This window comes from Mesorhizobium sp. LHD-90 (assembly GCF_030929505.1).
Classification (GTDB): Bacteria; Pseudomonadota; Alphaproteobacteria; order Rhizobiales; family Rhizobiaceae; genus Kumtagia.
The window spans coordinates 95637-109668 of sequence record NZ_JAVFVV010000021.1 but is presented as its reverse complement, the minus strand read 5'-3'; the positions used below and the strand labels follow the sequence as shown (position 1 = coordinate 109668).

Here is a 14032-nt window from a genome sequence, read left to right as displayed (position 1 = left end):
GCGGCGTGTGCGCGGGACAGGCAAGCCCGCGCAGCGGCCGCGCAAGACCAGCACCGCCCCCCTCAGGTGTGGCGGCCGCGCCGCGTCTCGCCGCTGCGGCGCGGGCGTCCACCCGGCGGCCGGCTGTCGCGCTACGACCCGACCGCCATCCATCCACGCAATATCCGTGAGATAGACGAAATTTTGGCGCACGCACACGCGCTGGCCGTCTACGCGTTGGAAACCCCCGACACGTCCTGACCGCTCCTCAGTCGGACACGCAAAAGAAGAATGGATGGCCGGCGCGGAATTGTTCCGCCGCGTGGCGGCGATCTGTGCTGCCTGCGCGTTCTCGACGGGCTGGCCAGCGAGCAGCCCTTGCCGTCCGGGATCGTATGGGACGCCGGCAGATCATGGTGCTTCCTTGTCCCGCTCCTCCCTTTCCCTCTCCCTTTCCAGCCGGTGCTGCTGGATGGCGTCGCTGAAGGCGGCGGCCAATATGCCGGTCGGCATGGCGATCAGGCCGATGCCGGTGATCGCCGTCAGACCGGCCAGCATCTTGCCGATCGGCGTTTGCGGGATGACGTCGCCGTAACCTACAGTGGTCAGCGTGGCGATCGACCACCACATGGCGCGCGGGATCGAGCCGAAGGCGGCAGGTTGGCCCTCCCCCTCGATGATGTAAAGCAGCGTCGAGGAGACCAGCAGCAGCACGGCGGCGAACATCAGGCTCATCAGCAGCTCGTAGCGGCGTGAATGGACGGCGTGACCGATGGCGTTGAAGGCGCGCGAATAACGCCCGAGCTTTGCCAGCGACAGGATGCGCAGCAGCCGGAACAGCCTCAGGATCGAAGTCTCGTTACCGTAGAAGGTGAGGAACAGCGTCGACATGGCGAGCAGGTCGATGATCGCCGGCAGCGACAGCGCATAGCGGACGTGGCCGAGGAAACCCGGGCCGTATTTCGGGTCCTCCGCCGAGGTCCATAGCCGCGCCAGGTATTCGACCAGGAAGATCGAGCCGAAGACGAGTTCGAGGCCCAGGAACAGGTTCTCCCGGCCGATATAGATCGTAGGCTCGCTTTCGAGGATCGCCACCAGCACGGCGGCGGCAATCACCAGCACGATGAATTTGTTGAGCCGGGACAGTCCTTTCCTGTGCCACGCCGTCGGCTCGAGGCGGACATAGAGCCAGCGCCGCAGCCGCGTGTGACGGGGCATCGAGGCCTCGCCGTCTCAGACGAACGGTTTTCCGACGTCGTATTTTTTCGGCACCAGGCGTTCGAAATAGGCCTTTCCGGCCGGCGCCAGATCGGTGCCGGCGGAGTCCAAGAAATCTTCCGGCATGTGGCGCGTCTTGCCGGCGACGTCGATCAGCGGCACTTTTTTCAGCACCGTCTTGCCGTTCTCGACCTGCAACGCCACCGAGCCGCCGCCTTCGCCCGCCACCCGCACGGCGAAGGCGCCGGCGTCGAAGGCCTCCTGCTGGTCGACCTTGGAGATCGCGCCGACGAAACCGCGCGGCATGTAACCCAGCGCGTCGACGCGGGCACGCGCCCCCGGAAGCCCTTCCTTCAGCGCGTGCTCGAAGGCCATGCCGAGATCGCCGCCTGACAGTTTCAGGTTGCCATGCGCGTCGCGCTCCAGTCTTTCCGGCGGCACCAGGGTCTCGACCAGCGCGCGGCCGTCTTCGGCGGTGACGCCTTCCGACACGGCGACGATGCAGCGCTTGTGTTTCGCCAGCGTGCGCTTGACGTCGTCGATGAATTGCTTTGGCGAGAAGGCGCGCTCGGGCACGTAGATCAGGTGCGGGCCGGACTCCCCGTCGATCCGCCAGGCGGCGGAGGCGGCGGTGAGGAAGCCGGCATGGCGGCCCATGACGATCGCCACATAGATGCCGGGCAGAGCCCGGAAATCGAGATCGGCGGTGAGGAAAGCGCCGGCGACATATTCGGCAGCCGAGATGAAGCCCGGCGTGTGGTCGTTCTCTTCAAGGTCGTTGTCGATGGTTTTTGGTGCATGCACGAAGGCGATTTTTCCGCCGGAAGCGTCGGTCAGGATCTGCTGGGTGCCCGACGTGTCGTTGCCGCCGATATAGATGAAGGCCTGCGTGTCGATCTTCTGCAGGCCCTTCAGCACCACCTCGCAATAGGCGGCGTCGGGTTTGTCGCGGGTGGAGCCGAGGGCGGCGCTGGGCGTGCCGGCGATGCGGCGCAACTCGGCCTCTGGGATTTCCGTCAGGTCGACATAGTTGCCGTCGCGGATGCCGCGCACGCCATGCAGCGCACCGAGCACTTTTGCACCCGGATGCCGCTTGCGCACTTCGAGTGCCGCGCCCACCATGGTCTGGTTGATCACCGCAGTCGGGCCGCCGCCCTGCGCAATCACGAATGTCCCGGCCATAAATTCCTCCGATCGGTCCTGCCCGCAGGTTTAGCCTAGTTTCTTGACGGTGCAACCGGCTTCCCGCCCTTCTCCTCGCAAGCGGGAGAAGAAAGACTTTCATTGCGGGCCGCAGCGGATTTTTGTGGCTGCGCCATACAAAGCCGCGGGTCCACGCTATAGTGAGGCCGACAAGGCGCGCAAAACATCCGCGCCGATCGCTGTTTACGAATCTTGAGGAAGACCATGTCCGAAAACGCATCGCTCCAGTCCCGCCGCGTCGCTGCGATCCCACGCGGGGTGGCAACCGCCTATCCGGTGTTCGCCGAGCGCGCGGAGAATTCCGAGTTGTGGGACAGGGACGGCCGCCGTTTCATCGACTTCGCCGGCGGCATCGCGGTGCTCAACACCGGCCATCGCCACCCGAAGGTGATTGCCGCCGTGAAGGCCCAGCTCGACGCCTTCACCCATACGGCGTTCCAGATCGTGCCATACGAGCCCTACATCGCGCTGTGCGAACGGCTGAACAAGCTGGCGCCATTCAAGGGCGAGGCGAAGTCGATTCTGTTCTCGACCGGCGCGGAGGCGGTTGAAAACGCGATGAAAATCGCCCGCGCTCATACAGGACGCACCAATGTCATCGCCTTCTCCGGCGCCTTCCACGGCCGCACGCTGTTCACCAGCGCGCTGACCGGCAAGGTGGCGCCCTACAAGAAAAAATTCGGACCTATGCCGGCCGGCGTCTGGCACGTGCCGTTCCCGGTTCCGCAGGACAATGTGACGGTGGCGGATTCGCTGCGGGCGATTGAGTACCTGTTCCGGGCCGACGTCGACCCAGCCAATGTCGCGGCGATCATTATCGAGCCGGTGCAGGGCGAGGGCGGCTTTCATCCGGCACCGGTCGAGCTTCTGCAGGCGCTGCGGAAACTCTGCGACGACCACGGCATCGTGCTGGTCGCCGACGAGGTGCAGACCGGCTTCGCGCGCACCGGAAAACTGTTCGGCATCGAGAATTCTGGCGTCGAGCCCGACCTGATCACGATTGCCAAATCGCTGGCCGGCGGTTTCCCGCTGTCGGGCGTCGTCGGCAAGGCGGCGATCATGGACGCGCCGGACCCGGGCGGTCTGGGCGGCACTTATGCCGGCAGCCCGATCGCCTGCGCCGCGGCGCTCGCGGTGTTGGATGTCATTGAAGAAGAAGATCTTTTGGCACGCTCGAACGCGCTCGGCGAGCGGATCAAGGGCGAACTGGAGCGGATCTCGAAACGCAACGACACCGTGCCGATGGGTTTTGTCCGCGGTCCGGGCGCGATGGTGGCGTTCGACGTGCTGAAGGGACGCGGCGGCTCGGAACCGGATGCCGATGCCACCAAGCGGGTGACGCAGGCGGCCCTCGCCGAAGGGCTGGTGCTGCTCTCCTGCGGGGTGCATGCCAACACCATCCGCATCTTGATGCCGCTGACGATTTCCGACGAGATTTTGGCGGAAGGCATGGGCAAGCTGGAGAGGGCGCTGGTGGCGGCAAACCAATAGCGCCGTTCAGAATCTGGTTCGACCGACGATCCTCCTGACGGATCGCTGGCGGCATGTCGTGTTATGGGATGACCGGAACGGTCATCCCGAGCGACATGGAAAACCATGCAGGAACAAAATGATGCGGGCGCGCCGGCGCTGAAGGAAATTTTTGACCGGGCGCGGCTGGCGCATATCGCGCGGGAGACGGCGGCGGTGTGCGCCGGCTTCGATGCCGGCACCTTCATGGCGCGGGCGACCGAAAATCTCGACGCCCTGGGCATCATGCAGCGGATGCGGCAGGTGGCGGTCAGCTTTCATGCCGCGCTACCGGGTGGCTATGAGCGAAACATTGAGACGCTTTCGGCGCTAGCGCCGCGTATCGGGCACAATTTCGCGGCCATTTCGCTCGCCGAATATGTGGCGCTGTACGGCCTCGACCGTTTCGATATCTCCATGAAAGCATTACACTTTTTCACGCGCTTCGGGTCGGCGGAGTTTGCCGTCCGGCCGTTCCTTTCGCGCGACCTGAACCGAACCTTGGCGGTCATGGAAGGCTGGGCGGAGGATGAGAACGAGCATGTGCGCCGGCTTGCCAGCGAGGGCTGCCGGCCAAGGCTGCCCTGGGCGGCGCGGATTTCCGCTCTGATCGAGGATCCGTCGCCGGTGGGGGCGATCCTGGAGACATTGAAGAGCGACCCCAGCCTCTATGTGCGCAAGTCGGTCGCCAACCATCTGAACGACATCGGCAAGGATCATCCGGAGTGGATGCTGGAACGGCTAGAGGGTTGGCCGCTTGCCGATCCGCGCACCGCGTGGATCGCCAAGCATGCGCTCAGGTCATTGATTAAAAAGGGAGATTTACGGGCGCTCGGAATGATCGGCGCGGGCGGCAAGCCGGTGCTGAAGGTCGAAACGATGACCGCGACGCCTTCGGAAATCAGGCTTGGCGAGCGCCTTTTCCTTGCGGCGAAGGTGGTTTCGACGTCGGACGCAAGCCAGCGGCTGGTCGTCGACTACGCCATCCACTACGTCAAGAAAAACGGTACGCCGAGCTGCAAGGTGTTCAAGCTGAAGGTTTTTGACCTCGCTCCAGGCGCCACCTGCGACCTGTCGATCAGCCAGACAGTGAAGGATTTTACCACGCGCAAGCATTTTGCCGGTCACCATCGCGTCGAACTGCTGGCGAATGGCGAGACCGTCGCGGAAAGTGGCTTCAACCTGCTGATATGATCGTCTTTTGACGGGCTTGCTCGCGGAGTTGGGAATGCCGGCGTCGTTCAGTATCGTGGCGAAGCTCGCGCGGATTGTTGCCCAGCGTCGCGCTCGAGCACGTCGCTGTCGACGCCGATCACCGTCACGATGACAAGTGCTGTATCGCCGCCGAATTGCCTTACGCCACCACCACGATCGGCGTCTTGCCCTTGCCTTTCACCCGGTCGTAGAGGTCGATGACGTCCTGGTTGATCATGCGCACGCAGCCCGACGAGGCGGCCTTGCCGATCGAGCGCCATTCCGGCGTGCCATGGATGCGGTAAAGCGTGTCGACGCCGTCCTTGTAAACATAGAGCGCGCGCGCGCCGAGCGGATTGTCCAGCCCGCCCGGCTGACCGCCGGCGAATTTCTGAAGCGCCGGCTTGCGCTTGACCATTTCGGCCGGCGGCGTCCAGGTCGGCCATTTGCGTGTGTGGTCGACCACCGCGCGGCCCGACCAGACGAACCCTTCCTTGCCGATCGACACGCCGTAGCGGATGGCGTCGCCATTCTCCTGCACGAGATAGAGGTGCCGCTCCCGCAAGTGCACGACGATCGTGCCGGGCGCCTCGCCCGTCGGATCGACCACCAGCCGCCGCAGATGTTTCACCTTCAATTCGAATGCCGGAATCGCCGGCAGCCGAAAACCGTTGTCGCTCATCGCGCCATACATCAGGTCCGGCTTGCCGAGATTGCCGTAGCCGCCCGGATTGGGACCGACCGAGGCTGTCTTGAGATCCTCGTTGACCGGTGGCGCCGCCGGCTTGGACGGCACGGGCGGCGTCATCGCCGCCGCTTTCGGCTGGCCGCCGGGCAGGCCGATATCGATGCTGCGGCTGCAGCCGCCGAGCATCAGGAGCCCAAATCCGGCAAGCGCCGCGCGCCGGCTGAGAGGCGTGGTGGGAGACGGTTCGGCGGGGTCGGCCGGCGGAGAAATGGCAAGCGTCGTCATGCCCGCGAGGCTACACCGGAAAGCCCGAACGTACTGTGTCCGTTCACCCTCTCTGTCGAATCTTCACGAAACGTGGTTGATGAATAGTGAACGTATTAACGCATTGATCGTACAACTGTTTTTCCACTGTAGGACCGTGCCGCGTCGACTTTTGCATAGTTCCGCACAGACCGACACCAGAACTCCTCCTTTGCGTCACAATCTCGACGGCAGCGGTTCCTACCTGTCCACCGGAAGCACCCAGGAGGGACGTCGTGACCGAGTCGCTGAAGAACCAGTTCGCACTGCTTTTGGCCGGGGCGCTTGCCGTCGGTCCGCTGCTTGCGGCCAGCGCCGGCCTGATCGCGCTTCTGACGGCCGGGGTGTTCTGATGGACGCCCGCGAACGCCCTTCCCTGCCCGCCGCCTCGCGCACGCAAGGCCCCTTTACATCGCCGCGCTGGCAGGGATTTATCCTCTCCTTTGAAGAGAGGAGACATCCATGTCGTTTGAAGCCTGGGCGGCCTTCGCCGCGGCGTCCGCTATCCTTCTGATCATTCCGGGGCCGACGATCCTGCTCGTCGTGTCCTACGCCCTCGGCCAGGGCTGGCGCACGGCTCTTCCCATGGCGGTCGGCGTCGCGCTCGGCGACTTCACCGCCATGACGCTCTCGATGCTGGGCATCGGCGCGCTGCTCGCGGCTTCCGCCACCGTCTTCACCATCCTCAAGTGGATCGGCGCCGCCTATCTGATCTATCTCGGCATAAAACTGTTCCGTGCCGGCGGCGCGCTCAAGGCCGAGCCGCGCACCGACGCCGCCTCGGCCGCAAGGATGATGGCGCATGCCTGGCTGGTCACCGCGCTCAATCCCAAGAGCATCACCTTCTTCGTCGCCTTCCTGCCGCAGTTTTTGAGCCACGAGGCCGACTTCCTCACCCAGATGATGGTCTTCGAGGCGACCTTCCTGGCGCTCGCCTTCGCCAATGTCTTCGGTTATGCGCTGGTGGCGTCGCGCGCCCGCAACCTGGTGAAGAACCCGCGCGCCGTGCGCATCTTCAACCGCGCCGGGGGCTCGCTGCTGGTCGGCGCCGGCGTCGCCACCGTGGCGTTGCGCCCTGCGAGCTGAAGGGCACGGCCATGGCGAGCGGCGAAACCCTCACCGGCGCCTCCGCCGCCGCTGCCGCGCTGTTCGAGCAGGCCCAGCACGAGTTGCGCTGCTTTGCCGGCGATCCGGCCGGCTCGATCGAGGCAGCACTTGCCGACAGCCCCGATTTCGCCATGGCACATGCCTTCAAGGGCTGGCTCTACGGGCTGTCCACCGAAAAAGCCGCCATACCAGTGGCCAAGACCTGCGCCGGGGCCTCCGCGCGTCTCGCCGGCACGGAGCGCGAGCGGGCGCATGCCGAGGCGCTCGGCCTTCTGGCCGCCGGCGGCTGGCACGCGGCGGGCAGGCGGCTCGCCGCCCACACGGCCGGACAGCCGCTCGACGCGCTGGCGCTGCAGGCCGGCCACCAGATCGATTTTTTCACCGGCAATGCAAAAATGCTGCGCGACCGCATCGCCGCCGCCATGCCCGCCTGGTCGGAGGAAATGCCGGGTTATCACGCCATCCTCGGCATGCAGGCCTTCGGCCTCGAGGAGAACGCCGACTACGCCGCCGCCGAAAGGCTCGGCCGCCGCGCCATAGACCTCGAGCCGCATGACGGCTGGGCGCAGCACGCCGTCGCGCATGTCATGGAGATGCAGTGCCGCCAGCGCGACGGCATTTTGTGGATGCGCGGCAACGAGGCCGGCTGGACCGACCGCAGCTTTCTGCAGATCCACAATTGGTGGCACCTGTCGCTGTTTCACTACGAACTCGGCGAGATCGACCAGGTGCTCGCCCTGTTCGACGGCCCGATCTATGGCGGCCGCCCGGCGCTGGCGCTGAACCTGCTCGACGCCTCGGCAATTCTTTGGCGGCTTTCACTCGGCCGCGTCGATGTCGGCGACCGCTGGACGCCGCTGGCTGAAAGCTGGCTGCCCAAGGCGCGCGACGGCGCCTATGCCTTCAACGACATGCACGCCATGATGGCTTTTGTCGGCGCCGGTTTCGACGACGCCGCCCGCGACCTGCTCGCCGCACAGGACGAAGCCATGACCGGCGGCGGAGACAACGCCGCGTTCACAAAAAAGGTCGGCCGGCCGGTGACGCTCGGCATGAAGGCGTTCGGCGAGCGCCGCTACGCAGACGCGGTCGAAGCACTCCGCCCGCTGCCGGCGATCGCCCACCTGTTCGGCGGCAGCCATGCACAACGCGACGTCATCGCCTTGACGCTGATCGAGGCGGCCCTGCGTGCCGACGACGGCTTTCTCGCCCGCGACCTGACCGCGAAACGGCTGGCCGCCCGCCCCGCCAGCCCGTTGTCGGCGCTGCTGGCGAAGCGGGCGGGAGCGCTCCCGCCCGCTGGCTGATACCACCGCCGCGTGGTCGGCGACGACGCAGTTATTGGATACTCGGCACGAGCCGCGGCCCCTCAATTTCCATCATTTTTCCGAAGCTCGAAAAAAATCTTCGCCGAAGCGGTTTTTGCCCATTCGCAGGCGCGGATTTTTTGTTATGAAAAAGCCCTTCTCCGGCAAATGGCGGCTTGAGGCCGCTTGCCGGGCTGCAAGACGACCGCGCGGACGGGAGCCGGGCGGCGATCGGGAGGATTGTGATGTATCTCGGCATAGACCTCGGCACGTCCGGCGTGAAATTGCTGTTGATCGACGGCGAGCAGGAGATCGCCGGCTCGGCCAGCGCGCCCATCGACGTATCGCGGCCCAATCCCGGCTGGTCGGAGCAGGATCCCGCCGGGTGGATCGCGGCGACCGAGGATGCGTTTGCCGCTCTGAAAACGAAACACCCGAAGGAGACGGCTGCGGTCAAGGGGATCGGGCTTTCCGGCCACATGCATGGCGCCACGATCCTCGGCGACGGCGATCATGTGCTGCGTCCCTGCATCCTGTGGAACGACACCCGCAGCTTTCGCGAGGCGGCTGAGCTCGACGCCGACCCGCGTTTCCGCAAGATCACCGGCAACATCGTCTTTCCCGGCTTCACCGCACCGAAGCTGGCTTGGGTGAGAAACAACGAGCCGGATATCTTTGCAAAAGTCCGAAAAGTGCTGTTGCCGAAGGACTATCTGCGCCTGTGGCTGACCGGCGAGCATATTTCCGAGATGTCGGATTCGGCCGGCACCTCGTGGCTGGACACCGGCGCACGCAAATGGTCGGTGCCGCTGCTCGAAGCCACGCACCTCGGCGAAGAACACATGCCGTCGCTGGTCGAGGGCACGCAGCCGGCCGGTACGCTGCGTGCCGAACTCGCCGGGCGCTGGGGCCTGCCGCAAAACGTCGTGATAGCCGGCGGCGCCGGCGATAATGCGGCTTCCGCCTGCGGCATGGGCACGGTCAAGGCCGGCCAGGCCTTCGTGTCGCTCGGCACGTCGGGCGTGCTCTTCGCCGCCAACGATTCCTACCTGCCCAATCCGGAAAGCGCCGTGCATGCCTTCTGCCATGCGCTGCCCAACGCCTGGCACCAGATGGGCGTCATCCTGTCGGCCACGGATTCGCTGAACTGGCTGGCTGGCATAAGCGGCCGCAATGCCGCCGACCTCACAGCCGATCTCGGCGAGGGACTTCGCAAGCCGACCGGCGTGACCTTCCTGCCCTATCTCTCCGGCGAGCGCACCCCGTATAACGACGCCATCATTCGCGGCTCCTTCACCGGGCTGGCGCATGAATCCAACGTTTCGGTGCTTGCCCAGGCGGTGCTGGAGGGCGTGGCCTTCGCCTTCCGCGACTGTCTTCACGCGCTGGAAGCCGCCGGCACGAAGCTGTCGCGCGTTACCGCCGTGGGCGGCGGTTCGCGCTCGCATTATTGGCTGAAAGCGATTGCCACGGCGTTGCGCATTCCGGTCGACATTCCCGCCGACGGCGATTTCGGCGCGGCCTTCGGCGCCGCCCGCCTCGGCCTGATCGCCGCCGAAAACGCCGATCCGCACCATGTGCTCACCGCGCCCGCCACCGCCGAGACGATCGAGCCGGTCGAAAAACTTGCCACCGCCTATGACGACGCCTACGCCCGCTACCGCGCGCTTTACCCGGCGATCAGGGGCACGATGTGAAACGAGCGGCAGCTCTTCCCTTCTCCCCGTTCAGGGGGAGAAGGTGGCCCGAAGGGCCGGATGAGGGACGGCGCCGACCGTCGCCGTTTGTGCCGCCCGTCCTTCGGACCTGCCTGCCGGCATCTTCTCCCCGTGAGGGAGAAGAGAATTCACCCCGGCACCTTGTCCAGAAACCCCCGCACCATTTTAAGCCGGCCGTCCTTGACAACGCCGACATCCGTACCCTCGACGACGCTTTCCGCCCCCGCCGGCCCGAGAGCCCAGGAAAAGCGGATGTAGTCGGCAAAGCCGTCCGGCGTTCCCTTCAGCGAAAACCGGAAGCCGGCAAATTTTTGCTGCGCGCCCTCTATCAGCGCACCGAGACCGTCATGGCCATCGCCCTGCATGACCGGGTCGGCATAGCTGATGTCGCCGGTGAAGGTCGCGTCGAGCAGCGCCTTGCGCTTGGCCGCGTCGGTCTCGTTCCAGGCGGCGATGTAGCGTTCGGCGATTCGGTTCAACTCGGTCATGGTTTTGTCTCCTGTGGTTTCGACGGGAGCGTTTTCCACCGCCGCCGGCATGAAACCAATTACGCGCCAGGTAATCGGCCGCGCGCCCGTTCCATCGCGGCCGGGACAGCCGGCTGAAATTCGAGAGGAGACAAGATCATGAGCACAGGATTTTTCGGCGACATCAAGCCGGCCAAGTATGAAGGCCCGGATTCGACCAACCCGCTGGCTTATCGCTTCTACAACAAGGACGAGATCGTCGCCGGCAAGCGCATGGAGGACCACCTGCGTTTTGCCGTCGCCTACTGGCACTCCTTTGCCTGGCCGGGCGGCGACCCGTTCGGCGGCCAGACTTTCGAGCGCCCCTGGTTCGGCGAGAGCATGGACAAGGCGAAGCTGAAGGCCGACGTCGCCTTCGAGATGTTTTCGCTGCTTGGTGCGCCCTACTACTGCTTCCATGACGCCGACGTGCGCCCCGAGGGCAAGAACTTTGCCGAAAGCGCGGCGCGCCTCGACGAGATCGTCGACATCTTCGCCCAAAAGCAGGCCGAGACCGGCGTAAAACTACTGTGGGGAACGGCGAACCTGTTCTCCAACCGCCGTTTCATGGCGGGTGCGGCCACCAATCCCGATCCGGACGTTTTCCTCTACTCGGCGGCGACGGTGAAACGCTGCATCGACGCCACCAAGAAGCTCGGCGGCGAGAACTATGTCCTGTGGGGCGGCCGCGAAGGCTACGAGACCCTGCTCAACACCGACCTGAAGCGCGAGCGCCAGCAGGCCGGGCGTTTCCTGCAGATGGTGGTCGACTACAAGCACAAGATCGGTTTCCAGGGCACGATCCTGATCGAGCCGAAGCCACAGGAACCGACAAAACACCAGTACGATTACGACGTCGCCACCGTCTACGGCTTCCTGAAAGACTTCGGGCTGGAGAACGAGGTCAAGCTCAACATCGAGCAGGGCCACGCCATCCTCGCCGGCCACTCCTTCGAGCACGAGCTGGCGCTGGCAGGCAGCCTCGGTGTCTTCGGTTCGATCGACATGAACCGCAACGACTACCAGTCGGGCTGGGACACCGACCAGTTCCCCAACAACGTCCCGGAAATGGCGCTGGCCTATTACTACGTGCTGCAGGCCGGCGGCTTCACCACCGGCGGCACCAATTTCGACGCAAAGCTGCGCCGCCAGTCGCTCGACCCGCAGGATCTGCTGATCGGCCATATCGGCGCCATGGACTGCTGCGCCCGCGGCCTCAAGGCGGCGGCGAAAATGATCGAGGACAAGGCGCTCTCCGGCCCGCTGGCCGACCGCTACGTCGGCTGGGACGGCGCCGAGGCCAAGAAGGTTTTGGCCGGCGGCTACACGCTGGACGAAATCGAGCACTACGTCACCAGCCGCGGCATCGAGCCCCAGCCGCGCTCCGGCCGCCAGGAGCTTTTGGAGAACATCGTCAACCGTTACGTGTGACCCGACACGACTCGTCCAGGGGAGCGAAGTTCCTCGCTGCCTGGACTTTTGACGACTTTTGGTTGCGTCGTGCCGCCGACGGGAGGCAGCCAGTTCTCAGCCGGCCTTGACTTCGTCGGCGCGCTGCGCAAGCTGCACCGCGCCGGTCGAACTGTTCTCGCGAGCGCGGGCAGAGCCTACCGCGCCGCGGCAGAGTTGGGACGACGATCAGCCTTCGCAACAAGTTCCGGAACGCATTTTGCCAGCAATCGCATGGGTTTGGAACGCCCGGGCGAGGCGGACCACATTTCCGGCACGGGCTTGCCTTCGCGCCGTCATGAACGGGCTCTATGCTTGCCGGCATGGAAACGAATCGTACGGATCACGCGCTGCCGGGCCGCCTCGTCGCCGAGATTTTCGAGGGTTTCGGCGAGGAGGATTCGATCGTCGACCGCTTGCTGGCGCTGCCGGTGGCGGTGCGAGCCGAAGACGGCAGGACCAACGCCTGGGAGGCCGGCGTGGCGAAGCGGCTGGAAAAGGTTCTGGCCGACCGCATGCGGGAAAGGATCGAGGGTGGTTTCGACCGTCCGTCCGACAAGGCGGCGTGAGGCGTGCCCGCTGCGGCAGTCCAGCCATTCATTCCCGGATGTCAGAATTGAGCGACAGGCACCGGTGACGCCCGCTTCCAGCGTGTGCATGGGCAATCGACAACGGCCCCGACCGTTCCTTCGCAACGCCTGGGTGGTTTTCGGTTGCGTTGTGCCACGGCAACATTAGATCTTGACAGATCGGAACAAAAGACGAACGATGCGTCGCGCGAGCAGGAGACGTAGGAGCGGGCTCAAGGCCCATTTGTTCAAGCGATCAGCGGCGCATGGCGGTTGGTGGATTGCCGAACGCCCGCGAGAAGGCGCGGGAAAAAGCGGCGGAGCTGGAAAAGCCGCAGCGGGCGGCGATGTCGGCCATGGCGATGCGGGTGTCGAGCACCAGCCTCCGGGCGGCGTGGAGGCGGAGGCGCAGGTAGTAGGCACCGGGCGTCTCGCCGATCGAGCGGGTAAAAATGCCTTCCAGCGTGCGGGCGGTCACCCCGGCGCGCCGAGCGATAGCGGCCGTGGTGAGCGGCTGGTCGATGTGAGTTTCCATCAACCGGATCGCCTGGGCCAGCCGCGGATCGTAACCGTCGAGCCGGCCGAGCGAGACCAGCGGCTGGGCGTCGGTGGCGGCGCGCGCTTGGTCGTAGATGAAGACGGAGGCCACATCGAGCGCCACCGCCATGCCGAGCCGCGAGCGGATGAGGTGGAGCATGAGGTCGAAGGTGGGAGAGGCGCCGCCGGCAGTGAAGGCCGGTCCGTCGATGACGTAGCGGTCGGGGCGAACGTCGGTGCCGGGGAAGGCGGCGGTGAAATCCTCCATGTCCTCCCAGTGGGTGGTGGCGGCGCGGCCTTCCAGCAGGCCGGCGCGGGCGACCAGCCAGGAGCCGGCCTCGATGCCGCCATAGGCGCGCGCGGAACGGGCGGCGCGACGGATGCCGGAAAGCAGCGCCGGCGTGCCGTGGTCGCGCGTGCCGAAGCCGCCGACAATGGCCAGCATGCCGGTCCGTTCGGAAGGATCGAAGCGGCCCGATACCGCGACGGGCAGGCCGGAGGTCGTTGTCGGCATTGCGCCGTCCGCGGAGACGATCTTCCAGTCGAACACCGTCTCGCCGCTAACGCGGTTGGCGGCGCGCAGCGGATCGACCGCGGATGCCACGCACATGATAGAGGAGCCGGAGAGCACGAGGAATGTCACGCCAAGCGGCGCCCGCTCCGGCCGGAAGATCGACTGTTTTTCGCTTTCTGCCATTTGTAGTTCGTAAAATGCAAAGGCCCAAAAAGGCAAGTGGGGCATGGT

Annotated in this window: 12 protein-coding genes and 1 pseudogene; 8 read left to right on the top strand and 5 right to left on the bottom strand. The window is 65.4% G+C overall.

The window, feature by feature from the left end:
* Positions 1 to 240 (top strand): annotated as a pseudogene (locus RB623_RS25155) (hypothetical protein); the annotation flags it as partial.
* A gap of 150 nt (positions 241 to 390) precedes the next feature.
* Here RB623_RS25155 and RB623_RS25150 read toward each other — a convergent pair.
* Both RB623_RS25150 and RB623_RS25145 read right to left on the bottom strand, forming a co-directional pair.
* On the bottom strand, positions 391 to 1197 hold the full coding sequence (locus RB623_RS25150; RefSeq protein WP_308059857.1) for a potassium channel family protein: 807 nt from the start codon (positions 1195 to 1197) through the stop codon (positions 391 to 393).
* Positions 1198 to 1212: 15 nt separating this feature from the next.
* The gene (locus RB623_RS25145; RefSeq protein WP_308059856.1) at positions 1213 to 2379 is read right to left on the bottom strand and encodes a diphosphate--fructose-6-phosphate 1-phosphotransferase; all 1167 of its coding nucleotides are present in this window, start codon (positions 2377 to 2379) and stop codon (positions 1213 to 1215) included.
* Positions 2380 to 2604: 225 nt separating this feature from the next.
* On the opposite strand from RB623_RS25145, the gene gabT reads away from it, so the two are divergent.
* Both gabT and RB623_RS25135 read left to right on the top strand, forming a co-directional pair.
* Positions 2605 to 3891: a 4-aminobutyrate--2-oxoglutarate transaminase gene (gabT, locus tag RB623_RS25140; RefSeq protein WP_308059855.1), complete on the top strand. Its 1287-nt coding sequence runs from the start codon at positions 2605 to 2607 to the stop codon at positions 3889 to 3891.
* A 105-nt stretch (positions 3892 to 3996) separates the two neighbouring features.
* The gene (locus RB623_RS25135) at positions 3997 to 5103 is read left to right on the top strand and encodes a DNA alkylation repair protein (RefSeq protein WP_308059854.1); all 1107 of its coding nucleotides are present in this window, start codon (positions 3997 to 3999) and stop codon (positions 5101 to 5103) included.
* 160 nt (positions 5104 to 5263) lie between these two features.
* Here RB623_RS25135 and RB623_RS25130 read toward each other — a convergent pair whose 3' ends face one another.
* Positions 5264 to 6076 (bottom strand): L,D-transpeptidase, encoded by an 813-nt coding sequence (locus RB623_RS25130; RefSeq protein WP_308059853.1) that lies wholly within the window; start codon positions 6074 to 6076, stop codon positions 5264 to 5266.
* Between the two features lie 480 nt (positions 6077 to 6556).
* Here RB623_RS25130 and RB623_RS25125 point away from each other — a divergent pair, with 480 nt between their 5' ends.
* The 3 genes from RB623_RS25125 to xylB all read left to right on the top strand — a co-directional run bounded on the left by RB623_RS25125 (position 6557) and on the right by xylB (position 10205).
* Positions 6557 to 7180: a LysE family translocator gene (locus RB623_RS25125; protein WP_308059852.1), complete on the top strand. Its 624-nt coding sequence runs from the start codon at positions 6557 to 6559 to the stop codon at positions 7178 to 7180.
* 11 nt (positions 7181 to 7191) lie between these two features.
* Complete coding sequence (locus RB623_RS25120) at positions 7192 to 8508, top strand: tetratricopeptide repeat protein (protein ID WP_308059851.1); 1317 nt, start codon at positions 7192 to 7194, stop codon at positions 8506 to 8508.
* A gap of 245 nt (positions 8509 to 8753) precedes the next feature.
* Entirely contained in the window at positions 8754 to 10205 is a 1452-nt protein-coding gene (gene xylB, locus RB623_RS25115; RefSeq protein WP_308059850.1) for a xylulokinase, read from the top strand.
* A gap of 149 nt (positions 10206 to 10354) precedes the next feature.
* Here the strand turns inward: xylB and RB623_RS25110 are convergent, their stop codons facing one another.
* Entirely contained in the window at positions 10355 to 10714 is a 360-nt protein-coding gene (locus tag RB623_RS25110) for a nuclear transport factor 2 family protein (protein ID WP_308059849.1), read from the bottom strand.
* A 138-nt stretch (positions 10715 to 10852) separates the two neighbouring features.
* Between RB623_RS25110 and xylA the strand changes: the two genes are divergently transcribed.
* Together xylA and RB623_RS25100 are read left to right on the top strand one after the other, a co-directional pair.
* The gene (xylA, locus tag RB623_RS25105; RefSeq protein ID WP_308059848.1) at positions 10853 to 12163 is read left to right on the top strand and encodes a xylose isomerase; all 1311 of its coding nucleotides are present in this window, start codon (positions 10853 to 10855) and stop codon (positions 12161 to 12163) included.
* 341 nt (positions 12164 to 12504) lie between these two features.
* Positions 12505 to 12750, top strand: coding sequence for a hypothetical protein (locus RB623_RS25100; RefSeq protein ID WP_308059847.1), 246 nt, complete (start codon positions 12505 to 12507; stop codon positions 12748 to 12750).
* Positions 12751 to 13006: 256 nt separating this feature from the next.
* Here the strand turns inward: RB623_RS25100 and RB623_RS25095 are convergent, their stop codons facing one another.
* The gene (locus tag RB623_RS25095; RefSeq protein ID WP_308059846.1) at positions 13007 to 13984 is read right to left on the bottom strand and encodes a GlxA family transcriptional regulator; all 978 of its coding nucleotides are present in this window, start codon (positions 13982 to 13984) and stop codon (positions 13007 to 13009) included.
* Positions 13985 to 14032: the final 48 nt, after the last annotated feature.